The sequence below is a fragment of the Bacillus sp. JZ34 genome (genome assembly GCF_053903205.1).
In genome coordinates this window covers 1375541-1398638 of record NZ_CP096403.1, presented here as the reverse complement: position 1 = coordinate 1398638, position 23098 = coordinate 1375541, and the positions used below count along the sequence as shown (strand labels likewise).

Below are 23098 nucleotides of genomic sequence, written 5' to 3'. Positions count from 1 at the left end.
CAACCAAAATCTACGGCTACCTCAGCAGCTCATCGAGCATATTCTGCCCTTCTTTGCTGTCGAGTAAATTAGACGTTTTAAACGATTCTACGGTTGCATAGTTCATAAATTCGCCAATTTTCACAGATAAAATATCACCGGCGAGCTGATGAATTTGAACATCCTTCTTTTTCTTCCATTTCTTATTCAATAAGTATGACCACAATTCCTCTATTTCAATATCGTCATAACCGAGTATCCTGAACTCTTCCGTCTTGCTGTGAAGAAAGGGTTTTAAATGATCCTTGTACAGATCAGCCGGATGTTTGCCCATGCCAAAGCCACGCTCCTTTCACATTTTTTCAGAGAGACTTGTCATGCTTGGACGATGTATGCGCATATCTTATTGTATATGATTAAAGGTTGTTTGAGAAGGCAGGGGACTCTAGAAATGACGAAGCAGACGTTTTTAAAAGGAACGCTCATTTTAATAGCGGCAGGTTTGATTACGAGAATGCTCGGCTTTATCAACCGGATTGTCATCGCAAGGTTCATCGGAGGTGAAGGTGTCGGGCTTTATATGATGGCGGCTCCGACTTTTTTTCTGGCGGTCACCCTCACCCAGTTCGGCCTACCTGTCGCCATCAGCAAGTTGGTTGCTGAAGCGGAAGCGCGCGGAGACCACAGAAAGACAAAGCAGATTTTAGTGATGTCTCTTGCAATTACCGGGACGCTCAGCGCCGTCATTACTCCGGTGTTTCTCATCTACGCCCCGCTGATGGCCGACACGCTGCTCACAGACAAAAGAACGCTTTATCCGCTTTTGGCGGTTACACCGGTCGTTCCGATCATTGCTGTTTCCAGCGTGCTGAGGGGCTATTTTCAAGGAAAGCAAAATATGAGGCCGCTTGCCGTGTCCCAGGTTCTCGAACAAATTGTCCGGATATCGCTTGTCGCCGTATGCACGACGGCATTCCTTCCGCTCGGCATCGAATATGCGGCTGCGGGCGCGATGCTGTCATCCGTGTTTGGCGAGTTGGCTTCACTCCTTTATTTGTTCGTCGCCTTTAAATACAAAAAGAAAATCCGCATCAGAAAACGTTTTTTCCAATCCCTGAAATCTGGACGAACCACGTTTTTCGAGCTGATGAGCGTCTCGCTCCCAACAACGGGCAGCCGTTTTATCGGCAACCTGTCATGGTTTTTTGAACCGATTGTCGTAGCGCAAAGCCTTGCAATAGCAGGGGTCGCCGCTTCCGCCGCAACGAGCCAGTACGGAGAGTTGACCGGCTTTGCCCTGACGCTTCTCACCCTCCCGAGCTTTATCACATATTCTCTGTCTACGGCGCTCGTTCCAGCCATCAGCGAAGGAATCGAACAGAAAAAAATGCAAGTCGTGGAATACAGGCTTGAGCAGGCGATGAGGCTTTGCCTTTTAAGCGGCGGAATATCGGCGGTCATTTTGTTTTCGTACGCGGATGAGCTGGTCAGCGTGATGTACGGGTCGTCAAATGCTGCGATTTATGTGAAAATCATGGCTCCATTCTTTTTATTTTACTATTTCCAAGGTCCGCTGCAGGCCGTCCTGCAGGCTTTAAACCTGGCCGGCGCGGCAATGATGAACAGCCTGGTCGGCGCCGTTGTGAAAACAGGTCTCATTTTTGTTCTCGCTTCACGGCCTTCACTTGGCATTATGGGGGCTGCGCTGGCGATTTTGACGGGGATCATCCTCGTCACCCTGCTGCACGCCGCAACCGTCAGCAAAGTACTTCCCATCAGCATTAACCTGAAAGAATATATCGTATCCTTCGGCGTCATTTTGATATCAGGGTGGGGAAGCCTTCTGATGAAAGAACACCTTTTTTTAGACCAGTCCGAGCCGATGCGCCTGCTTTTGTGTGTCGCGGTTACAAGCTTTCTTTACGTCTTCCTTCTGGTCGCCTTCAAGCTGGTCAAAAAAGAAGAAATCCAGCGGTTTCCGCTGTTCGGCCGCTGGATTTCGTAAGCTCTCGCTTTAAGGTTTAAATTCATCCTTTATGTCAATAAAAAAAGAACCTTTATTATATGTGCAATAAGAAATTTTGGAAAGATCGCGGTGTCCTCTTTTTTCAAGCTTTTGCTCAAGCCACTCCCGGTCTTTCCCGATCTTTTCTAATTGTTCTTTTTGAACCATTCCGTCAACAATCAACGGCAGTTCGATCATTTTGTTTGGCCCGTCTTTTGTAAACACTGAAAGCTTCCCGGTCGGCTCCAAAATCGCATATGAAACATCCCCGATTCGTTCCACATTCTTATCTCTCAGCTGTGTCATCAAATCATCGTAATTATAGCGCTGTGTCCTCATGGCGTGTTCATCAATTTTTCCGCGGTCTATGATAATCGTTGGTTTTCCATCGAGAAGCCGGCGGATTTTTTGATTTTTCAATGACAGATATGCAAATATAACCTGGATCAGCGTCAAAACGAGAATTGGAATGATCGTATGGAGAAGGTGGTCATCGAGATTTTCAATGGCCAAAACCGCGATTTCGGCCATCATAATAAAAACGACAAGATCCAATATGCTCAGCTCGCCTATTTCCCTCTTTCCCATCAAGCGAAACAAAATAAAGATGATGAAATACAAAACGACCGTCCGAAACGTAAGAGCTAAAATTTCATCCATTACCGCCCGCCTCCTTCCGCCTATCATGATCATAAACATAGCCTTTGTAAAATTGAGGCTTTTATGTATAAAAGGTCGGGGGAGCTAGTCTATTTGCCAAACGTGCAGAATACATTTAAAAAGACGAGCCCGTCTATATTGAAAGGAGGATCGTGATGAACGAACCAAAACAAGTCGGCAAAGGGATTTTATACAGCTTGGCGGTTATTTTCGCTTTGATGTTTGCGGGAAGCCTGGTCATTTCGCTGCTCCTCACCTTCACATCATTAACCGAAAGTTCATTCAGCTGGTTTATTACCGCCATTTCTTTTATTACCTTGTTCATCGGCGGTTTTATTGCGGGAGGCAAATCGAAGGAAAAAGGGTGGCTGAGCGGAGGATTGACAGCGCTTTGCTTCTCTCTTACGGTGCTTTTGTTTCAATATCTCGGCTTTGGCGAAGCCTTCAATTTGAAGCAGCTGCTCTATCATTCCGGTTTTTTGGGAGTCAGCATGCTGGGCGGGATTTTCGGGGTCAATCTGCAGGGGAGCCGTGCATAAAGACAGCAAAAAGGGAGCGGATGACCGCTCCCTTTTCTCATGCCCATCAGGCTTCTTTTATGCCATGTCACATCAGGAACAACTGCGGCTTCATCAAGACATAAGGAACGGCGCTAGCGCCGTTTTCACGTCCTACGACAGTCTGATTTCCGATGCTTATGTATCAGCCTTTCGGCTATTCTGCTGACGCCTCTCTGATCGCGCGGCGGTCGAATGTCAGACGGGTATTGTCGCCTGTTTTGATGACAACCTTGCTTTCGTCAATTGAATCAACGATGCCGTGCAGGCCGCCGATCGTTACGACCTTATCTCCTTTTTTCAGCTCCTCCTGCATCTGGCGGACAGCCTTCTGCTGCTTTTGCTGCGGACGGATCAAAAGGAAATAAAGAACCGCAAACATTAAAATAATCGGAAGTAATGTTCCAAGCATCTCCATTATTTTTTCACCCCTTTCAAATGGCTTTATCGCTTTCTTCGTTTATGTGTCAGAAACTTTTAGCATTTGGTTTATTAAAACCGTAGCGCTCAAAAAACTCTTCCCGGAAATCACCTAAACGATCTTCACGAATGGCATCTCTGACTTGCCCCATTAATTTTAACAGAAAATAAAGATTATGATAAGAAGTTAAACGAATTCCAAACGTTTCGTTACAGCGGATTAAATGTCTGATATAAGCGCGCGAGTAATTGCGGCACGTATAGCAGTCGCACTGCTCGTCGATCGGTCTGAAATCTCTTTCATATTTGGCATTTTTCACGACGAGACGCCCTTCGCTCGTCATGAGCGTACCGTTTCTCGCTATCCTTGTCGGCAGCACGCAATCGAACATATCCACTCCGCGGATGGCTCCGTCAATCAGAGAGTCCGGTGAGCCGACCCCCATTAAATAGCGCGGTTTATCCGCAGGAAGCAGCGGAGTTGTAAACTCCAGCACACGGTTCATCACGTCTTTCGGCTCTCCGACGGATAGTCCACCTATAGCATATCCCGGAAAATCCAGTGAAATCAAGTCTTTCGCACTTTGTTTTCTCAAGTTTTCGTACTCTCCGCCTTGAACGATTCCGAAAAGCCCTTGCTCGTCAGGGCGTTTGTGAGCTTTCAGGCACCTTTCCGCCCAGCGGCTCGTCCGTTCAACAGACCTCTTCATATAATCGTACTCTGCCGGGTACGGCGGGCATTCGTCAAACGCCATCATAATATCTGATCCGAGGGCGTTTTGGATGTCCATCGCTTTTTCAGGAGATAAAAACAGCTTGTCTCCGTTTAAATGATTGCGGAAATGAACGCCTTCCTCTTCGATTTTGCGGAACTCGCTCAGGGAAAACACCTGAAAGCCGCCTGAATCCGTCAAAATGGCGCGGTCCCAATTCATAAACTGATGAAGGCCCCCCGCCTCTTTGACGATGTCATGGCCCGGTCTCAGCCAAAGGTGGTACGTATTGCTTAAAATAATGCCTGCACCCATTTCTTTCAGCTCTTCCGGCGCCATCGTTTTAACGGTGGCGAGCGTTCCTACGGGCATAAACACCGGCGTTTCAAATGAGCCGTGCGGGGTGTGCACTCTCCCCAGTCTTGCTCCTGTTTGTTTACATGCTTTTATGAACTCATAGCGTATCGGTTGCTGCGACAAATTATGAGCCCTCCAATCTTTTTGAATTTTATTTGATCAACATGGCATCTCCGAAGCTGAAGAAGCGGTATTCGTGTTCCACTGCGGTGCGGTAGGCAGAAAGCACATGCTCTCTGCCTGCGAGCGCGCTGACAAGCATAATGAGGGACGATTTCGGAAGATGAAAATTGGTAATCATCCCGTCAATCGCCCGGAATGTGTAGCCTGGATAAATAAAAATCGATGTCCAGCCTCTCGCTTCCCGGAAGCGGCCGTCATGTTCGGAAGCGATGGTCTCAAGCGTCCTCGTCGATGTCGTGCCGACGGAAATGATTTTTCCGCCTTCCTGTCTGACGCGGTTTAACAATGCTGCCGTTTCTTCCGACATTTCATAAAACTCGGCATGCATATCGTGTTCCTCTACATTTTCCGCACTGACAGGCCGGAATGTCCCGAGCCCGACGTGAAGGGTAATAAACGCAATATGCACGCCTTTTTTCCTGAGCGCATCCAGAATCTCTTCCGTAAAATGCAGCCCGGCCGTCGGCGCAGCCGCCGATCCTTGTTTCTTTGAGTAAACCGTCTGATAGCGCTCTCTGTCATCGAGCTGTTCTTTAATATAAGGAGGCAGAGGCATTTCGCCGAGCGATTCGAGCACCTCGTAAAAAATTCCTTCATAGCGGAATTCAATTTTTCTTCCGCCGTGCTCGAGCTCTTCTGTGCAGACCGCCGTTAGACGGCCGTCTCCAAACGAAAGAACGGTTCCGCGCTTGACCCGCTTTGCGGGCTTGACAAGCGTTTCCCATACGTCCCCTTCCTCCTGTTTTAACAGAAGAACTTCAACCTTTGCGCCCGTCTCTTCCTTGACTCCGTACAAGCGGGCCGGTAGCACCCTCGTATCATTCAACACGATGCAATCGCCCGCGTTCAGAAAATCAATCACGTGCTTAAACGTGCTGTGAGTGATTTCTCCTGTTTTTTTATCCAGCACCATCAGCCTGGACGCATCCCGCTCTTTTAAAGGAACCTGTGCGATAAGGCGTTCAGGCAAGTCAAAATCGAATAATTCTACTTTCATCTTTTTTCACCTTACTCTATCTATAGACTTGAATGTCGCGTCATTTCATTCGTCCGAAAAACGAAAACACCACGGACAGAATGATGCTGATGACAATGCATGTAACAACCGGAAAGAAAAATGTCACGTTTCCCTTTTTTACAAAAATATCGCCGGGGAGCCTGCCGATGACTTGCATGAATAAACCGATGCCAAAAATGACGGCGCCCAGCACCATTAAAATCTTTGGAAATTCAGTCACGGTTCGGAACCTCCATTTTAAAGTGGCTGTATACATCAGGGGTTACGATGCGCCCCCGCGGCGTTCTTTGAATAAAACCGATTTGAAGAAGATACGGCTCATACACATCCTCGATCGTGTGAGACTCCTCACCGATGGTAGCCGAAATCGTATCGATGCCGACTGGACCGCCGCCAAATTTTTCGATCATGCCCATTAAAAGCTTGCGGTCGATATGATCAAGCCCGAGTTTATCAACCTGGAGGCGTTCAAGCGCATCCACCGCCACTTCCTCCGTGATGGAGCTGTTTCCAAGCACCTGGGCAAAATCTCTGACCCTCCTCAAAAGCCTGTTGGCAATCCGCGGCGTCCCTCTTGACCGTCTCGCGATTTCGAGAGCCGAGAGCGAATCGATGTCAACCTCAAACAGCTCCGCCGTTCTGATCACGATGTCTGAAAGCTCGTCACGCGTGTAATACTCAAGCCTTGACAGAACGCCGAACCTGTCCCTGAGAGGCGCGGTTAAAAGCCCGACCCTTGTGGTCGCGCCGACAAGGGTAAAAGGAGGAAGATCGAGCCTCACAGAACGCGCCGACGGCCCTTTGCCGATCACGATATCAAGGCAGAAATCTTCCATCGCAGGATACAGCACCTCTTCGATCGAACGGTGCAGACGGTGGATCTCGTCAATAAATAAAACGTCACCTGGCTCCAGAGCCGTTAATATCGCCGCCAAATCGCCGGGGCGCTCGATCGCCGGACCTGACGTCGTTCTGAGATTGACTCCCATTTCGTTGGCGATGATCGCAGCGAGCGTCGTTTTTCCCAATCCCGGCGGCCCGTACAACAAGACATGGTCAAGCGTTTCTTCCCGCATTTTCGCAGCTTCAATGAATACCTTGAGGTTGTCTTTCACTTTTTCCTGGCCGATATACTGAGCCAGTCTTTGCGGACGCAGACTTTGCTCGATCGCTGATTCATGGTTGTCTAGTTCACTTGATACAAGCCGCTCATCCATGATATCACCTTACTTTAACAATTTTTGCAATGCTTTTTTAACGTATTGATCCGTCGAAAGCGCCTCTTCCTTTTTCAAATGAGGCTGGACTTTTTTAATTTCCCGGTCGGAATAGCCGAGCGCTCTTAATGCTTCAAGCGCCTCCTCAAGAGCCGTTTCCGCTTCATGAATTTGCTCCCGCTCTTCATGGTTAAACAGATCGGCCGCGATTTCAGGAACGGCGTCCGCAAGCTTCCCTTTCAGATCAAGGATGATCTGCCTTGCCGTTTTTTTGCCTACGCCGGGGAACTTGACGAGAAACGCTTCATCCTCATTCTCGATCGCTTCAATCACCGCTCCCGGATCGCCGGAAGCGAGGATCGCAAGCGCTCCTTTCGGGCCGATTCCCGTAACATTCAGCATTTTCGTAAACAGCATTTTTTCTTCCCTTGTCGAAAAGCCGTACAGCGCATTCGTATCTTCTCTTACATAATGGTATGTATAGATTGTTTCGTTGCTGTTTTTCTTATAAATAAACGGATTTGGCGTAAAGATCTGATAGCCGATCCCGCCGTTTTCAATGACAATATATTGGGGCGATACATAATCAATCGTCCCTTTTACGAATTCGATCAACGTTCATTCACCTCTTTGACTGCTCTTCATTGTAACACAAAACAGGCAAAGCTAGAATGAAAAAGTTAACATATGTTCGCTAAAAATGGCTTCTGTCTGCAGCTGAAAAAAGACATAACAGCGTCATGTCTTCATATCTTTTACATGATGTTGGCTTCCGGATGATTTTACGGCTTCAATGACATGTTCAAATTCCTTTTTCGTGCGGTATGGGATCCCTTTGCGCAAATCATCCGCCATCCGGCTTTCCAGGCGCTTTATATCAATCTGAAAAAACGATTGAATCGGCTCTGATAATATGCCCGGGCGGCCGTGAAAAGTCGAAATCACGCCGTCTTCCGTCACTCCGATATAACCGTTTGTTTTGCTGAGGGGAGAAATGTCGTCCACCTGTTTGCGAAACAGAATAAACCCCTTTTTCTGATCGATGAGCTGCCACCCTTTATAAGCAGCTTTAAAGTCTTCCAGTGTTCGAGCGGCCTCTACTTTATTTTCGATTCCAACGTCCCCGTCCAGATAAACCTTTTCAAGCTGGATTTGAACTTTAGCCGGCTTTTCGGCCAGGGCCTCCAGGTGAAAGCTGAGCGCGGCCAGCAGACTTCCAATAAGCAATAAACCGATTTTGAACTTGCTTTGGCTGTTCATCAATATCACCTTCTTTTTTGCCTTAACGATCATATCCATAGTTTGACCAACGCTTTTAAAAATTAATCTAAAAAAGCAATTAGATGACAACCGGTTTACGAATGTTACATTTTTAAACCAATATGAAGAACTCAAAAGCATTTAAGGTGCAAAACCCCTCGTTCTCATGTATAAACAACATTATAGAGAGTTTTTCGTTTGACCAGCCCTTAAAAAGAAGGTGAGTTCGGCGTGAAAAAGGCGCAAACCTATGCAGAGGCCGTAAAGTATAATACGAAAAAAAAGTTCAATAAACTTATCCAAAAACCCGATGACTTAGAGTTGATCGGGAAAGGCAGGAGCGCATACGTTTTTAAGCTGACTGAAGAGGGCAGGGAAATGGCTCTTAAAGTCTTTTTTCCCGAATTTAAGAACATTGCCGCAAGGGAAGCGGAGATTTACAAAAAGCTTTCTGATTCGAATTATTATCCTGATATATATGAAACAGGGCCATCATATATTTTAATGGAGTATATTAAAGGATACACTTTTTATGAGTGTTTAAACAAAGGCATTCCGATCGATGATGACATGATCTGCGAGGTCGACCGCGCATTGAACGATGCGAAGCGGAAAGGATTGAATCCATCCGATATCCACCTCAGAAACCTGATACTGACGCCGGCTGGGACAATCAAAGTCATCGATGTGGCCAGGTTTTTGCAGACGAAAGAATGCAGACAGTGGGATGACTTAAAAACAGCCTATCAAACCATTTATAAAAAAAGCCGTTTCCCGCAAAGGCTTCCTAAGCTGTGGATGGAATTGATCGCTTATCTTTATAAAAAAAACTGGCTTCAGAAACAATGGGCCGCCAGAAAAAACAAATTTCACCCCTAATTTGAAACTTAAAGAAGGCGCGTCCGTATATGAAATAACCCCATTAAAGTCAGGAAGGGAGAAACAGCTGTTGAAGAAAAAGAAGAAACGAAATGATGATAAATGGGATTATCTTTATCTCGTTGATTTGCTTGAGCCGTTGTTTTATGTGCTGAGGCTGGCAGTAAGAGGACTTGCAAAAATCATAAATTAAACACTCGGGCTTTCGGGTGTTTTTTTTGATGGCCGAGTGATAAGACAAATACAAAACCCCTTCATTTGAAGGGGTTGCTTTTTAATGCTCTTTCAAATTTGCGAGCGGTACTTCCTGCTCGTTCTCCGGCTGGCCGAGCGGAAAAATTCTTGCGGTTTCATTTTGTTCGTTGACATGCTGAATATAAATCGGCCTGCCGTTATAAGTAACATCAACCATGTCGGGTGATTCGACGATTTCCTGGGCACGATGCGTATTCATGCTGACACCCTCCTTTTGCTTTTACTCATAATGTGTACACCCGGCTGCTTTCGTATTCCTTTTGAGCCGGTTTTCTTTCAAGGAGGGGTGATCTTCAGGCTCCCGTAATCAATGAATCTTTACGTACAAAGGCAGATCCGTGTGTCCCATTTCACGCACATAAACAAACAGATTGCCTTTGTGATGAATTTCGTGTCCGATCGCTAGCTGCAGCAGCTGTTCGCCGGCTACTTTCCGTCCGAAGACGCCGGTCAAATCGACCTCACGATCCAATTCTTCATCCGTAAAAGATTCAAGCAGCTTTTTTGTTTTTTCTGTATACGTTTTGGCGAGCTCGCTCAGGCTTGACCCTGTTTCTTCCGGCTTCTTTTTAAAAGACTCTCCGTTTCCTTCTTTTGCCGCCGAAGCAAAGGCATAGAAAGATTGCAGCATATGCGTGACAAGTTCCTTCGCTGGCATCGACGTTTCAGTCGGTTTGTAATCGAGATGTTTTTCATCAATCTTTTGAATCAGTTCTTCTGTCACCAGACGGTGGGACATAAATTCCTGAACGATGCGGTCTTTTCGTTCCATTTTTTATTCCTCCTTCGTGTTTTAGCAGTTCATACACAGAATAACACGAGTTTCCATTTTCAGCATCTGTCCTGCAGCACCCTTCGGACCGCCTTGACATATTTGCGGAATGTTCTCGTTTTTGTTTCCTCCCTCTCTTTATAGGAAAAGTCTTCGAAAAACTCTTTCCTTTGAGCCGTGCTGATTTCAAGCTGCACGCTCATTCCTGACTGGCTTTCATTATTGATGTTTTCCTCGGCAGTTCCGGCAAATTTCCCGTCCACTTTGACCAATTCTGCGGAAAAGTCAGACTCTTTCAGAGATTTGACGATGGCTTTTGCCAGCTTTCTGTCCGTTCCTCCCACAAGCGTGTGCGGGCGGTCGCCGGAATAGCCGTGGAATGCGATGGTATAGCGGTGTTCTTTTATTTTCTGCAATGCCAGAGGCTCGTCAAAGTTTGTGCTTGTAATATGAAGATCCGAGTTGTTCTCATCCTTTTTTCCTTCGAATAAATAAGTTGAATAATCATCTTTGAAAGCTCTGACAAGCTCGCTTACTCCGCCTTCTATTCTTCCTCCATGAGGCGAAAAAATTAAACAGTCGCTTCCCGCTTTTTCGTGGTACTCAATGTCATAACCGCTTTTTTCGTGTTCCTGCAATTCCTTGAAATTCATGTATCTGTCCCCGGCCTGGATCTGAAAGTTCTCCCGGGTTGTTTTTTCGAACCACCTGTATGCGCCATTTATCATCACTGCTGCGATCACCAAGTAGATGAGTACTTTTTTCTTCATTGATTATTCCCCTTTTACACTACCTTTCGATTTCTAAGCATGTCCTCCAAGCCTCATTGTATATTTGGCTTTTTTGTGACACAGTTATTTTACGCTTTAGACATGACGCGTTCAATTATGAATAAGTTTGATAAAAAATAAAAATTTAAATAAAATGATGCTTTTTCATTAGTTTAAAAGATCGATAAATTTTAAGAAAAAAATCTCATAAGAATAGGCGTCTCTTGTTGCACGACTTTCCCTACAGCCTATCCCGCTTGAGAATAAGGCATTCTATCAGAAACGGGGTATACGGTTTGATAAAAGTAACATCTGCCGCGTCTGCCGGCTGCTGATGTTATATTTTCTTTTCATCCCCGTTCTGTTATCCTATTACCGACAATAAAAATGCAGGTGATAAAACATGGAAACAGAATATGAAACAAAAGGCTACGACCTGACAAAAGTTTATGATTACAATCAATATCCGGATGTCCGCCACGGACGGTGCGACAATTGCGATTACACCCTTTTTAAAAGCTCTGTAAAAAACGGGCAGTTTTTGCGTGAATGCCGGCGCTGCGGCATGAAAAAAAGCATTTAGCGTTACAGTACATTCTCATATGTATAAAAAAACTTGCCGACAAGGCTGAATGGAGCTTTGCCGGCAATACACGTCATGCTGTCAAATGCTTAAACATCTTTTTGATCTTTGTTTGTGACGATGCCGTTGATCGATTCACCGATCTTTCCGCTAAGATCAGCATTCAGGCTGTTGATATTTTGAATGTATTCGCTGATGATATTTTGGACCGCTTGATTCATCTCTGCATTTTCACTTTTTGTGAGGTCGGCCTCTCTCAGATCGATGCCGCTGTTTTTCTGAACCAGCTCATTGATGGATTGACCAAATCCCGTGATAAAGCTGTTGATTTTTTCGATGACTTGAGCGGTTTCCTGATCTTGCGCACCCGCGTCTATAGCCGTGAAAGGCTTCTCATTTTCGCGCTGTTCAGCCATTTATAGAACCTCCTCTCATGATGACAGATTCCTTCACAATATATGATGAAAAATCAAATCTTGATTCCGCAGCAGCTTGATACGGCTGCTAAATGGTTGAATGCATAAAAAAACGCCGCGAACCTGGTGCGGCGTCCTTTAATGAACGTTCGTATACACTTCCTGCACATCGTCATCATCTTCAAGTGCGTCAATGAGTTTTTCGACTTTTTCCTGAAGTGTTTCATCGACCTCTGCATAGGTTTGCGGAACCATTGTCATTTCGGCTGTCGCCGTTTCGTAGCCGCGCTCCTCCAAGTTTTTCTTTACTTCTTCAAACTGTTCGGGCTCTGTATAAATCTCGAACAGCTCTTCGCTCGTTTCTAGCTCCTCGGCACCGGCATCAATGACCTCAAGCATAAACTCCTCTTCATCTATCTCAAGATCTTCACGCTCGATTGCAATATATCCTTTCCGGTCGAACATATAAGAAACACATCCTGTTTCCCCCAAGCTGCCGCCGTTTTTGCTGAAAGCAGTTCTGACGTTTGTCGCCGTCCGGTTTTTATTATCTGTCAAACATTTGACCATGACAGCCACACCGCTTGGGCCGTAGCCCTCATACGTAATTTCCTCGTAGCTTTTTCCATCCTGGCTGCCGGAAGCTTTTTTGATGGCGCGGTCGATGTTGTCGTTTGGCATGTTTGCATTTTTGGCTTTATCGATGACGAGACGCAGACTTGCGTTAGATTCGGGATCGGGTCCCCCTTCTTTTGCGGCTACATATATTTCTTTGGCAAGCTTCATGAAAATTTTGCCGCGTTTAGCATCTTGGGCATTTTTTCTTCTCTGAATATTTTTCCATTTAGAATGGCCAGCCATATCTTTCTACCTCCAAAAAAATTCTCGTCTCTATGTACACTTTATACGGTTTTCCCCGTTTTTGTAAAGAAATCGGCCGAACGCTTACTAAAAAATTGCCGGGGAATCCCCGGCAATTCCCTGCTTATTGGTTGCGCAAGCGGTTCAAATTGTTATTCGTCGTGTCTCCGCGATCCCTAATGTTCTGAGGGTCGTCGTTCATTTCGCGCAGCCTTGTAAATGCGCCGTCGTCCTCGACAACTTGAACTGTCCGGTCTCCAGCAAACGTTTTGGCTGCTTTTCTAATTTGAGTTCTCTCATTATTTGTCAGCTGTTTATCTGACCGTACCGCGATGATGACCGTTTCATTCGTTACGACGGCCTGACTCTCGTCAACATAATTCAACTTGTTGACGCGTCCAGTGATATTCCTGGAGATTTTACGGTTTTCCGGTCTGTTATAGCCCGTGTCCGCCGTGTTCACCAAATGATTGTGATAATTCATGTCTCCCCGGCTGAAAGTTCCATCGCCTGTTGGAACGGGATTGCCGTTGCCCGCTCGATTGTTCACGTTCGTTGCACCGTTTCTCCCGTTCATGTTTTCAAGCATTTCTGTAACAGGACCGTCATTATCAAGACCGTTATTACGATCTGCATCATTTGAATAATATCCGATCGGACGCGTATTGTTTCCATTATCTATAGCGTCGTTCGTTCCGCAGGCAGATAGACCAGCTGTCAAAAGCAAAATACCCGAAAACACTTTCAGCTTGCTGTCCAATGGTAATACCCCCCGTGAAAACCGCTGAATTTGAGCATTGCGCTCTTTTTTAGGATGTGCGAGATGTGAAGAGTTACCCTTGACAGTTATAGACAGTCCAGTGAAAAAGCATGAAAGTGTTTATAGCGGCCCACAATAAAAAAGGAACGATAGATCATCGTCCCATTCCGAATCAGTCTTCTTCATCTTCCGGTCTGTTAAACATCTGTCCGCCTGCGGGCTGCTGTCCGTATCCGCCCATACCGTACGGAGCTCCCATTTGCGGCATCTGTCCATATGGCGCCGCACCCGGAAAACCTCCCGGGAATTGGCCTGGCCCGCACCCGCAGTCATCTTCTTTGCCGTGTGCCATATTGGGATCGTGTCCGACGTTTGGTGATGCATATCCCGGAAACGGCTGATAAGGCGCATATGCCGGAGCAGTCATCGGCTGATGATGATATCCGTGATGACCGGCATTGTCATGCCCCATGTTGTCATCACCGTCATATTCAGCAGGAGATACATAGCTAGGCTGAGGCATGTAAGGCATTTGAGCAGGATATGGATACCAAGGGTGGCATAAGCCCGATCCAGGCAGCACCGGTGAAACAGGAATCCAGCAGCCTCCAGGATAGAACGGATAAGGATGCGGATGGTGATGATATCCGGCAGCAGCTACATTTGGCATGCCGTGAAACTGCTTATTTTCATCACCTGCTGCACCGACATTCGGCGGCTGCGGAACATTCGGATAATTGACATTTTCCATATGATTCTCCTCCTCATTTGTCCATGGATTATACATGTTAGGGCCTTTCTCTTGATGTTCATAAGGTTTTGGAGGTGCGTACGGCTGATGAAGCTGATTGACGCTTTGATACAAATTTGAAATGTCGCCTTCAGGCAAACTTGACTGCCCGATGTTCGGGACAGGCGGAACATAAGGAACCGAAGGCTTTTCTTTCGGTTTTATATCTTCAACATCAAGCTTACCTTTCGGCTTTTCTTTTGCAAATGGATGTTCCTGCTGTTTTTTCGGTAACTCTTTTCTCATATTGAGCTGTTCTTCTTTTTTGACCGGCACTCCCCCTGACGGTACTTTGATTTTCATGCCCGGCATGATCAAATCTGGATTGCTCAGCTGCGAATTCAGCTTTTTCAGTTCTTCAAAGTCCACTTCATATCTTTCCGCGATTTTTTCCAGAGAATCGCCCTTTTGGACAATATGAATTTTCAACGTTTTCCCCTCCTATGCAAAAACGTGAACGAACAGATGAGAATAACAAATATGCTTCTCCACAAATTTATGCGCATAGCGGAGGGGTTATGATAAAAACTTGTTCTCCAAACATTTAACGGATCGTTAACATCCGATTCAGCGCAAGAATGGCATCTTTTGCGATATCTTGATCAACTTTGATCACGCCTGTCAGTTCACCTTTGTCAATCTGCTCCAGCGACCACAGCAAATGCGGCATGTCGATTCTGTTCATTGTCAAACAAGGGCACATATCTGGATTAAGGGATTCGATTTGTTTATCAGGATGTTCTTGAATGATGCGCGAAACAAGGTTCATCTCTGTTCCAATCGCCCATTTGCTCCCCGGTTTTGCTTCATTAATCGTATCGATGATTTTTTTTGTAGACCCGCTGAAATCGCTGAGTGCGACGACTTCATGGGTGCATTCCGGATGAACGATAACATTAATGTCCGAATCCCGTTCTTTAACACTTTTGATATTCGCCGCGGTAAATTTTTCGTGAACAGAGCAATGCCCCTTCCACAAAATGATTTTTATGTCTTCATAATCGCCGTTATACTCAAGTTTTTCTGCGATGGGATCCCACACCGCCATTCTGCTGAGGGGAATGCCGAGGTCAAATGCCGTGTTTCGTCCCAAGTGCTGATCCGGAAGAAATAAAATTCTCTCCTTTTGCGATAGCGCCCATGTCAACATGCGGGCCGCATTTGAGGATGTCACGGACGCTCCCCCGTTTCTTCCTACAAAAGCTTTGATTTCCGCTGTCGAATTGACATATGTGAGGGGAATAATGGTATCGCCAAACAGCTCTGCAAGCTCTTCCCAGGCGCGATTCGTCTGCTGCATGTTGGCCATATCGGCCATCGAACAGCCTGCGCGCATGTCCGGCAAAACGACAATCTGTTCGTCGGAAGTAAGCATATCGGCTGTTTCTGCCATAAAATGTACGCCACAGAACACGATATATTCCGCTTTTTTATTTTTTTGGGCGACTTGCGCCAGCTGAAGCGAATCTCCCGTCGCGTCCGCAAATTGGATCACTTCGTCTTTTTGGTAGTGATGCCCCGGGATAAACAGCCTTTCTCCGAATTTCTTTTTGATATTCAAAATCCTTCCGGCCATTTCTTCTTCGGTCAATTCTTTATACAGCTCCGGCATCATGCCGGCGTTCCTGTCATGAATCAAGTTTAAAATAGACATCTGTCACCTCTCCAATCCCGCTTATTTTTTCAGATCGACATTCATGCTGATATCAAGGCTTTTCGCCGAATGGGTCAAGTAGCCCAATGAAATACAGTGCACCCCTGTTCCCCTGTATGCGGGGAGATTTTCAAATGAAATTCCGCCTGAAGCTTCCGTCATAATGCCTGCGGGTGTCATTTCCGCAAATGCTTTCACCTTGTCAGGAGGACAATTGTCAAACATAATGATATCGGCTTCAGCCTCAATCGCTTCTTGAAGCTCTTGTTCAGACTCGATCTCCACCTCGATTTTGACCATATGGCCGCACGCTGCCCGTGCTTTTTCAACCGCTTTTGAAATCGAGCCGCAGGCGGCAATGTGGTTGTCTTTAATCATGATGCCGCCGTCCAAACCAAAGCGGTGATTGCAGCCCCCGCCGGTTTTGACCGCGTATTTTTCAAGAATGCGCAGGCCCGGCGTCGTCTTTCTCGTATCGCAAATCGCGATATCCGGATCATTCAGCCTGATAACGGACTGCTTTGTTAAAGTGGCGATCCCCGACATTCTTTGAATGAGATTCAGCACGACCCGTTCGCCGGTCATGAGAGAAGCTGCACGGCCTTTGAGCCTCGCGATCGTTTCTCCTTTATGGACCGCTTCGCCATCTGTTTTCAGCATTTGCACGGCAATCGTTTCATCGAGCAGCCGAAAGCCTTCGAAAATTACTAATTCTCCTGCAAACCATCCGTCATCCTTCGCTGTGATGACCGCTTCGCATTGAAGATTGGCATCGAAAACGGCTTCAGAAGTGAAATCCCCCCAGCCGATATCTTCCTTGAAAAATTCTTTAAGCATGTTCCTAAGTATGAGCCGCTGCATATTTCACAATCCCTTCGTTTTGTCTTATCTTGATCCCGCCTTTTGTGTGAACGATTTGCTTGCCATGCCAGTTTTTATCATCAGGCGCCGGGCGATCCGAACGATAATGGCCGCCTCTGCTTTCTGTACGAAGCAATGCCGAGGCCGTCATCTGCTTGGCGGTCTGCCATAAATGAGCTAATTCAAGCTGTTCTTTTGTGATTTCTTTCACATTCATGATTTGAAAAGGCACTCGCTCAAGCCATTCTTTCGCCTTCGTCAATTCATCCTCCGTTCGCACGATCGCCACATGATCTGTCATGTGTTTTTGAATATCCTTCACATCTGTCAGGGGAACAGAATATGTCACATCCTCAGGCAGAGGAGATTGTCCTCTGACAGGCTCAGGTTTTTGATAAGCTTGTATCCGTTCCGCCGCTCTCCTTCCGAAGACGATGCATTCCAAGAGAGAATTGCTTGCCAGACGGTTGGCACCGTGAAAGCCGGTGCATGCAGCTTCCCCAATCACATAAAGGTGTGGAACCGCCGTTTCCCCCCATCTGTTCACAGAAACGCCCCCCATTAAAAAATGCATGCCCGGTGAAACCGGAAGCCGGCCTTCTTCAATGGAAATTCCGGCTTTTTCGCAAAGAGAGGAAATCGTAGGGAAGCGGCTTTTAAAGTCTGATATGCGGGTAATATCCAAAAATACGCTGCTTCCGCAGGCAAGCTTTTCGTGAATCGCACGAGATACGATGTCCCGCGGCGCTAAATCCTGCATGTGGTGAATCCCTTCCATCACCCGCTGGCCGTTTTCATCAACCAAGACAGCTCCTTCTCCACGCACAGCTTCTGAAACAAGCCCGTGTGCGCGCCCGTCTTTGACGAGCAATGTAGGGTGAAATTGAACGAATTCCAAATCTGCGAGCTCGGCTCCTGCCCGATATGCCAAAGAAATCGCATCGCTTGTCACAGAACGGTTATTCGTGTTGATTTGAAATAGATTTCCGCAGCCTCCTGCCGCCAGCACAACAAAATCGGCTTTCCTGAGAAAAGTCTTTCCCTGGCGGTCTTTCGTCCAGACTCCCGCACAGCGTCCGTCTTCCATCCATAAATCCGCCGCCGTTTCGTATTCTTTCAGTATGACGTGAGGACCGAGCCTTCCGATTAAGTGCCGGATCAGCGCCTGCCCCGTAGCGTCTCCCCCGGCATGCAAAATTCTGTTCATCGAATGTGCGCCTTCTTTGCCGAGGCTGAGCTTTCCGGATTCGTCAGTATCAAAAGGGAAATGCTGAAGAATCAGCTCATCAACAAGGCGCTGGCCGTCTTTAATGGCATCTTGAACGGCTTCGATTTGATTGTGGCCGCATCCGGCATATAATGTGTCGTCCGCATGAGCTGACCAGGAATCGCGAGGCAATACAGCCGAGGCAATTCCTCCCTGAGCGAGGGTTGAATTGCTGTCTTTTACAGATGCTTTTGTCATCACAATCACTTCATAAGACGGCGGAATGGCTGCAGCAAAAGACAGCGCAGCGGCACCTGCTCCGACAACAATTATCGTCTGATGAGACATGTCGACCCCTCCTGTAAATTTACATGTGTCTTGACACCTATATTTACATATCGATAAAATAAACTCAAGTATTTTTTATAAAGAATGGGAGACGAGAGCCGTGATTTATCTTGATTATGCAGCAACGACACCGGCGGCAAAAGAAGCCTTGGACGCGTTTCAAAAACTGAGCACAGACGTGTACGGAAATTCGAGCAGTCTGCACGATGCGGGAGGGAAAGCCGAAAGTATTCTGCGCTACTGCCGCCAAAAGATGGCGGAACTTTTATCCGGGGAAGAAGAAGGCGTTTATTTTACGAGCGGCGGCACCGAAGCCAATTTTTTGGCGATTCACTCCATCTTAAATGGACTCCCCGCCGGAAAGCAGCGCTTTTTAATGACAGAAATGGAACATCAGTCGATCCACATTTTGAAGCGGCATCTTGAGATACTGGGCTTTGAAGTCGACTTGATGAAACCGAATGCTTCAGGCATCATCACAACAGAGATACTGGAACGGCACCTCCGTCCTGATACAGGTCTCGTCTCAATTCAGCATGCCAACTCAGAAACAGGCGTCATCCAGCCCCTGGCAAAGCTTTCGGCTTACTTGCATAAGCGGGACGTGCTCCTGCACAGCGACTGCGTACAGACCTTTGCCAAGATTCCGGTCGGCATTGATGAGCTCGGCGCTGATGCCTTATCTGTTTCAAGCCATAAAGTATACGGACCAAAAGGAGTTGGAGCGGTCTATATTCGGCCTGGTGTGAACTGGAAACCCGTCTACCCGGGCACTTTACATGAAAACGGATTGAAGAGCGGCACCGTCAATGTCCCTGGAATCGGCGCTTTCATTACCGCTGCCGAGTTGACAATAAAGCGTATGGATGCCGCGCATCTTAAACATCAGGATCTGCGCGCCCGTTTTCTGGAAAAGGCAAAAGCCCGGAAGCTTCCCGTCTCCCTCGCTGTGCCCGATTCGGCAAATTCGCATGTTCTGCCGCATATTATAGGTTGTTTTTTTCATTCCTTTGAAGGACAATATACTATGCTGGAATGTAATCGGAGAGGAATTTGCATTTCTACCGGAAGCGCGTGTTCAGCCGGCTATCATGAGCCGTCGAATACGATGAAAGCCCTTTTAGTCCCAAGGGAGCTCGCGCTTCAATTCGTCCGAATTTCGTTCGGATGCGATACGACAAGCGAACATGTTGATAAGCTGTTGGACGTTTTTGAAGATATGATGCATGAGAAAGGAGACCATCGGATTGACAGACGGATTAAAACTTACGGGCGCTGAGCGGCGCCAGCAGCTTCTGGCCTGGCTGAAGGAGTCTGAGGCTCCGCTGACAGGAAGCGAACTGGCGAAAAGAGCATCTGTTTCACGGCAGGTCATCGTACAGGACATTTCTTTATTAAAAGCAAAAAACGAACCGATCATCGCAACAAGCCAAGGATACGTGTATTTGCAGTCAGTTCTCGGCAAAAAACAGCCGGTTCAGCGGCTCATCGCTTGCGACCATGAGCCGGAAAAAACGGAAGAAGAGCTGAATCTGATCGTCGACTTTGGCGTAACGGTGAAAGATGTAACGATTGAACATCCTGTCTACGGCGACTTAACAGCTTCGATCAGAGTCAGCACAAGAAAAGAAGTCTCGGACTTCGTCAAAAAAATCTCTTCGACAAACGCCGCTTATCTGTCTCAACTGACAAACGGCACCCATCTGCACACATTGGAGGCAGATGACGAAGAGAAGATCGAACAAGCTTGCGACGCCCTGCAAAAAGCGGGCATCCTCATTCCCGAATAAAGAAAAGGTCCTTTGCCGTCATCAACGCAAAGGACCTTTCTTTATAATGTATACGCATTGTAGGCTCCGAGCATTTTCACCTTGCAGCCCAAAGCTTCAAGCTCAGCTATCGCACCTGGAATCAGCACATCGTCCAGTGCCATTTCAATATCAATAATGAAAAAATAATTGCCGAGACCGGTTTTTGTCGGCCGCGATTCAATTTTAGAAAGATTCAAATTTCTCCAGGCGAAAGCCGACAGCACCTGGTGGAGAGCCCCTGATCTGTCCGAAGGAAGGGTTACCAGCAAAGTCGTTTTCGGCCTTCCCGTCAAGTGCGGATTGACCGGCGGAGATGCCTCGTGATCCGGATGAAGCATCACAAATCTCGTGTGATTATATTCATAGTCATGCACATCTCTTTTGACGATGTCTAATCCATACGTAGCGGCTGCCATTTCATTGGCAATCACGCCGATGTTCTCGTCCGGATGTTCACTCACGTATTTTGCAGCTGCACCGGTGGATGTCGCATATTCAAACGGAATGGAGCGGAACCGGCTGTGCAAAAATTTATGACATTGCGCGATCGCATGGGAATGGGAATAAACTTTCTGAATGTCTTCCCAAGCCTCTTTTCTTGCAGGATGCACAAGTAAATGCTGACGGATGGGAGCGGTGATTTCTCCGACAATATAAAGGGGCTGTTCGTGGATTAAGTAGTCTATTGTCAGATTCACCGATCCTTCAATTGCATTTTCAAGCGGGACGACAGCCAGATCAATCTCGCCGTTCATCGCCGCATCCATACAGGCGGGTATTGTGTTAAATGCTTGCTGGTCTGCATCTGAAAAGCAGGAGCAGACGGCAAGGTGCGTAAATGTTGCTTCTGGACCTAAATAACCTACTCTCATACTCATGATATATGACATTCTCTCCCTTTAAGCGCCCGAACCTAGTATTTCGACCTTTTCTACGAATTCCAGCTTTCTTAATTTGTTCATCAGCAAATCGATATTTCCATCCATTCCTCTCGTACTGACGGACAGCGTGACATTCGCTCTTCCTTGAAGAGGGATGGTCTGGTGGATCGACAGCACGTTGCAGCCCGATTCAGCCACCACTTGGAGCAGATGGGACAGCGTTCCCGAGCGGTCCTCCAAATGAAAAAAAAGCGTGATAATCTGTTCCTTGACCATCGTATAAAAAGGAAAAACCGCATCTCTGTACTTGTAAAAAGCGCTTCGGCTCAAATCTACCTTTTGGACGGCTTCAGCTACAGATTCCGCTTTTTTCCGCTCAATCAGCTTTTTGACCTCAAGTGTTTTCCGCATTGCCTCCGGCAGCACGTCTTCCCTGACAAGATAAAAGGTCTCCTCTTTCACAGACTTTTCTCTCCTTTTAAAAACCCTGATTCCTTTACATTGATCCAGCAAGCGAAAGGAAAGGCGTTCCTTTCAGCTAAAAGTCGGAGAGCTTGCCTGGCAAACTCTCCGGTATGATCAGTCGATAAATTCAAATTCAAATTCGAGAAGACGGATCGTATCTCCGTCTTTTGCACCGCGGGCCCGAAGCGCGTCATCAACGCCCATTCCGCGAAGCTGTCTGGCGAAACGCTTAACAGACTCGTCTCTTGAAAAATCCGTCATTTTAAATAAGCGTTCAAGCTTGGCTCCGCTGAGCACAAAGGTGCCATCAGGATCACGGCTGATCTCAAACGGCGCTTCCTCATCCTCAAGCTTATACATGACTCTGTTTTCAGTCATGTCTTCTTCGTCGTAGAGCGGGAATTCCGGCGTCGTTTCCAAACGGTCGGCAATCTCAAACAGCAGATCCCTCAATCCTTGTCTGGTCAACGCGCTGATTGGAAAAACAGGATAATCATCTGTAAGCTTTTCTTTGAATGCCTTCAGATTTTCTTCCGCATCCGGCATATCCATTTTATTGGCGACAATAATTTGAGGACGTTCTGTCAGCCTCAGATTATACTGTTCAAGCTCTTTATTGATGGTCACATAATCTTCATACGGGTCGCGCCCTTCAAGACCCGACATGTCGATCACGTGCACGATGACGCGCGTTCTTTCGATATGTCTGAGGAATTGGTGTCCGAGGCCAACCCCTTCGTGCGCCCCCTCAATCAGTCCCGGAAGATCCGCCATTACAAAGCTGCGGCCGTCTTCCGTTTCGACCATTCCGAGATTCGGATTCAGCGTTGTAAAATGGTAATCGGCAATTTTCGGCTTGGCCGAAGACACGACAGACAGGAGTGTTGATTTTCCAACGCTTGGGAAACCGACAAGACCGACATCGGCCAAAACTTTCAGCTCGAGAACGATATAGCGCTCCTTGCCGGGTTCGCCGTTTTCAGAAAGCTGCGGCGCCGGGTTGGCAGGCGTCGCAAAACGGGTATTGCCTCGTCCGCCGCGTCCTCCTTTTGCGATGACGGCTTCCTGTCCGTGCTCCGTTAGATCAGCGATGACCTGCTTTGTATCATCGTCAATGACAACCGTGCCGGGCGGGACTTTTACAACCATGTCTTCTGCATTTCGGCCGTGCTGGTTTTTAGACATGCCATGTTCTCCGCGCGTCGCCTTAAAATGTCTTTGATATCTAAAATCCATCAGCGTGCTGAGGCCTTCGTCAACTTTGAAAACGACGTCTCCGCCTTTTCCGCCGTCACCTCCGGCAGGGCCTCCTTTTGGCACATATTTTTCGCGGCGGAAAGCAACCATACCGTTGCCTCCGTCTCCGCCTTTTACGTATATTTTTACCTGATCAACAAACATAATGTCCTCCGTTCT

The 23098-nt window shown here is 47.0% G+C and carries 29 protein-coding genes; 7 read left to right on the top strand and 22 right to left on the bottom strand.

What is annotated here, in order from left to right; translation table 11 throughout:
• Positions 1-16: 16 nt before the first annotated feature.
• The gene (locus tag M1D90_RS07075; protein WP_023855396.1) at positions 17-313 is read right to left on the bottom strand and encodes a post-transcriptional regulator; all 297 of its coding nucleotides are present in this window, start codon (positions 311-313) and stop codon (positions 17-19) included.
• A gap of 117 nt (positions 314-430) precedes the next feature.
• Here M1D90_RS07075 and spoVB point away from each other — a divergent pair, with 117 nt between their 5' ends.
• Complete coding sequence (spoVB, locus tag M1D90_RS07070; RefSeq protein ID WP_026579144.1) at positions 431-1984, top strand: stage V sporulation protein B; 1554 nt, start codon at positions 431-433, stop codon at positions 1982-1984.
• Positions 1985-1993: 9 nt separating this feature from the next.
• On the opposite strand, the gene M1D90_RS07065 is transcribed toward spoVB, so the two are convergent.
• The gene (locus M1D90_RS07065; RefSeq protein ID WP_020452417.1) at positions 1994-2644 is read right to left on the bottom strand and encodes a DUF421 domain-containing protein; all 651 of its coding nucleotides are present in this window, start codon (positions 2642-2644) and stop codon (positions 1994-1996) included.
• Between the two features lie 155 nt (positions 2645-2799).
• Here M1D90_RS07065 and M1D90_RS07060 point away from each other — a divergent pair, with 155 nt between their 5' ends.
• Positions 2800-3183, top strand: a complete 384-nt coding sequence (locus M1D90_RS07060; RefSeq protein WP_020452418.1) for a TIGR04086 family membrane protein — start codon at positions 2800-2802, stop codon at positions 3181-3183.
• 175 nt (positions 3184-3358) lie between these two features.
• Here M1D90_RS07060 and yajC read toward each other — a convergent pair whose 3' ends face one another.
• From yajC to M1D90_RS07025, 7 genes are all read right to left on the bottom strand, one after another.
• Positions 3359-3622, bottom strand: a complete 264-nt coding sequence (gene yajC, locus M1D90_RS07055; RefSeq protein WP_085959518.1) for a preprotein translocase subunit YajC — start codon at positions 3620-3622, stop codon at positions 3359-3361.
• 46 nt (positions 3623-3668) lie between these two features.
• Positions 3669-4814, bottom strand: coding sequence for a tRNA guanosine(34) transglycosylase Tgt (gene tgt / locus M1D90_RS07050; RefSeq protein WP_020452419.1), 1146 nt, complete (start codon positions 4812-4814; stop codon positions 3669-3671).
• A 28-nt stretch (positions 4815-4842) separates the two neighbouring features.
• The gene (gene queA / locus M1D90_RS07045) at positions 4843-5871 is read right to left on the bottom strand and encodes a tRNA preQ1(34) S-adenosylmethionine ribosyltransferase-isomerase QueA (RefSeq protein WP_020452420.1); all 1029 of its coding nucleotides are present in this window, start codon (positions 5869-5871) and stop codon (positions 4843-4845) included.
• A gap of 40 nt (positions 5872-5911) precedes the next feature.
• Positions 5912-6112 (bottom strand): DUF2905 domain-containing protein, encoded by a 201-nt coding sequence (locus M1D90_RS07040; protein ID WP_003183984.1) that lies wholly within the window; start codon positions 6110-6112, stop codon positions 5912-5914.
• Positions 6105-7109, bottom strand: a complete 1005-nt coding sequence (gene ruvB / locus M1D90_RS07035) for a Holliday junction branch migration DNA helicase RuvB (RefSeq protein WP_023855398.1) — start codon at positions 7107-7109, stop codon at positions 6105-6107. Before ruvB ends, M1D90_RS07040 begins: the two co-directional genes overlap by 8 nt.
• Positions 7110-7118: 9 nt before the next feature.
• Positions 7119-7724, bottom strand: coding sequence for a Holliday junction branch migration protein RuvA (gene ruvA, locus M1D90_RS07030; RefSeq protein WP_023855399.1), 606 nt, complete (start codon positions 7722-7724; stop codon positions 7119-7121).
• Between the two features lie 123 nt (positions 7725-7847).
• Positions 7848-8369, bottom strand: coding sequence for an intercompartmental signaling factor BofC (locus M1D90_RS07025; protein WP_023855400.1), 522 nt, complete (start codon positions 8367-8369; stop codon positions 7848-7850).
• 231 nt (positions 8370-8600) lie between these two features.
• Between M1D90_RS07025 and M1D90_RS07020 the strand changes: the two genes are divergently transcribed.
• Both M1D90_RS07020 and M1D90_RS07015 read left to right on the top strand, forming a co-directional pair.
• Entirely contained in the window at positions 8601-9248 is a 648-nt protein-coding gene (locus M1D90_RS07020; protein WP_020452425.1) for a protein kinase family protein, read from the top strand.
• Between the two features lie 70 nt (positions 9249-9318).
• Positions 9319-9441, top strand: a complete 123-nt coding sequence (locus M1D90_RS07015) for a hypothetical protein (RefSeq protein ID WP_023855401.1) — start codon at positions 9319-9321, stop codon at positions 9439-9441.
• Between the two features lie 81 nt (positions 9442-9522).
• Here the strand turns inward: M1D90_RS07015 and M1D90_RS07010 are convergent, their stop codons facing one another.
• The 3 genes from M1D90_RS07010 to M1D90_RS07000 all read right to left on the bottom strand — a co-directional run bounded on the left by M1D90_RS07010 (position 9523) and on the right by M1D90_RS07000 (position 11045).
• The gene (locus M1D90_RS07010; protein ID WP_023855402.1) at positions 9523-9702 is read right to left on the bottom strand and encodes a small acid-soluble spore protein H; all 180 of its coding nucleotides are present in this window, start codon (positions 9700-9702) and stop codon (positions 9523-9525) included.
• Between the two features lie 108 nt (positions 9703-9810).
• Positions 9811-10275 (bottom strand): DinB family protein, encoded by a 465-nt coding sequence (locus tag M1D90_RS07005; protein WP_026579142.1) that lies wholly within the window; start codon positions 10273-10275, stop codon positions 9811-9813.
• Positions 10276-10334: 59 nt separating this feature from the next.
• The gene (locus M1D90_RS07000) at positions 10335-11045 is read right to left on the bottom strand and encodes a poly-gamma-glutamate hydrolase family protein (RefSeq protein ID WP_144498726.1); all 711 of its coding nucleotides are present in this window, start codon (positions 11043-11045) and stop codon (positions 10335-10337) included.
• Between the two features lie 403 nt (positions 11046-11448).
• On the opposite strand from M1D90_RS07000, the gene M1D90_RS06995 reads away from it, so the two are divergent.
• Positions 11449-11628: a hypothetical protein gene (locus tag M1D90_RS06995; protein ID WP_003183993.1), complete on the top strand. Its 180-nt coding sequence runs from the start codon at positions 11449-11451 to the stop codon at positions 11626-11628.
• Positions 11629-11717: 89 nt separating this feature from the next.
• Here M1D90_RS06995 and M1D90_RS06990 read toward each other — a convergent pair whose 3' ends face one another.
• The 7 genes from M1D90_RS06990 to nadB all read right to left on the bottom strand — a co-directional run bounded on the left by M1D90_RS06990 (position 11718) and on the right by nadB (position 18525).
• The gene (locus M1D90_RS06990; RefSeq protein WP_023855405.1) at positions 11718-12044 is read right to left on the bottom strand and encodes a hypothetical protein; all 327 of its coding nucleotides are present in this window, start codon (positions 12042-12044) and stop codon (positions 11718-11720) included.
• Between the two features lie 138 nt (positions 12045-12182).
• Positions 12183-12905, bottom strand: coding sequence for a YebC/PmpR family DNA-binding transcriptional regulator (locus tag M1D90_RS06985; protein ID WP_023855406.1), 723 nt, complete (start codon positions 12903-12905; stop codon positions 12183-12185).
• A 124-nt stretch (positions 12906-13029) separates the two neighbouring features.
• Positions 13030-13665 (bottom strand): YhcN/YlaJ family sporulation lipoprotein, encoded by a 636-nt coding sequence (locus M1D90_RS06980; protein WP_023855407.1) that lies wholly within the window; start codon positions 13663-13665, stop codon positions 13030-13032.
• A 172-nt stretch (positions 13666-13837) separates the two neighbouring features.
• A complete protein-coding gene (safA, locus tag M1D90_RS06975) occupies positions 13838-14884 on the bottom strand; it encodes a SafA/ExsA family spore coat assembly protein (RefSeq protein ID WP_456283261.1) in 1047 nt (348 codons plus the stop codon).
• Between the two features lie 115 nt (positions 14885-14999).
• Positions 15000-16109 (bottom strand): quinolinate synthase NadA, encoded by a 1110-nt coding sequence (gene nadA / locus M1D90_RS06970; RefSeq protein WP_023855409.1) that lies wholly within the window; start codon positions 16107-16109, stop codon positions 15000-15002.
• A gap of 21 nt (positions 16110-16130) precedes the next feature.
• Positions 16131-16970: a carboxylating nicotinate-nucleotide diphosphorylase gene (gene nadC / locus M1D90_RS06965; RefSeq protein WP_026579140.1), complete on the bottom strand. Its 840-nt coding sequence runs from the start codon at positions 16968-16970 to the stop codon at positions 16131-16133.
• Complete coding sequence (gene nadB, locus M1D90_RS06960; RefSeq protein WP_026579139.1) at positions 16951-18525, bottom strand: L-aspartate oxidase; 1575 nt, start codon at positions 18523-18525, stop codon at positions 16951-16953. The genes nadC and nadB overlap by 20 nt, the downstream gene beginning before the upstream one ends.
• 100 nt (positions 18526-18625) lie before the next feature.
• On the opposite strand from nadB, the gene M1D90_RS06955 reads away from it, so the two are divergent.
• Together M1D90_RS06955 and M1D90_RS06950 are read left to right on the top strand one after the other, a co-directional pair.
• The gene (locus M1D90_RS06955) at positions 18626-19804 is read left to right on the top strand and encodes an IscS subfamily cysteine desulfurase (RefSeq protein ID WP_026579138.1); all 1179 of its coding nucleotides are present in this window, start codon (positions 18626-18628) and stop codon (positions 19802-19804) included.
• Positions 19773-20315: a transcription repressor NadR gene (locus tag M1D90_RS06950; RefSeq protein WP_020452437.1), complete on the top strand. Its 543-nt coding sequence runs from the start codon at positions 19773-19775 to the stop codon at positions 20313-20315. Before M1D90_RS06955 ends, M1D90_RS06950 begins: the two co-directional genes overlap by 32 nt.
• 41 nt (positions 20316-20356) lie before the next feature.
• Here M1D90_RS06950 and pheA read toward each other — a convergent pair whose 3' ends face one another.
• From pheA to obgE, 3 genes are all read right to left on the bottom strand, one after another.
• Positions 20357-21208, bottom strand: coding sequence for a prephenate dehydratase (gene pheA / locus M1D90_RS06945; protein WP_025811045.1), 852 nt, complete (start codon positions 21206-21208; stop codon positions 20357-20359).
• Positions 21209-21235: 27 nt separating this feature from the next.
• A complete protein-coding gene (locus M1D90_RS06940; RefSeq protein WP_023855415.1) occupies positions 21236-21679 on the bottom strand; it encodes an ACT domain-containing protein in 444 nt (147 codons plus the stop codon).
• A gap of 117 nt (positions 21680-21796) precedes the next feature.
• Entirely contained in the window at positions 21797-23083 is a 1287-nt protein-coding gene (gene obgE, locus M1D90_RS06935; RefSeq protein WP_020452440.1) for a GTPase ObgE, read from the bottom strand.
• Between the last annotated feature and the right edge of the window lie 15 nt (positions 23084-23098).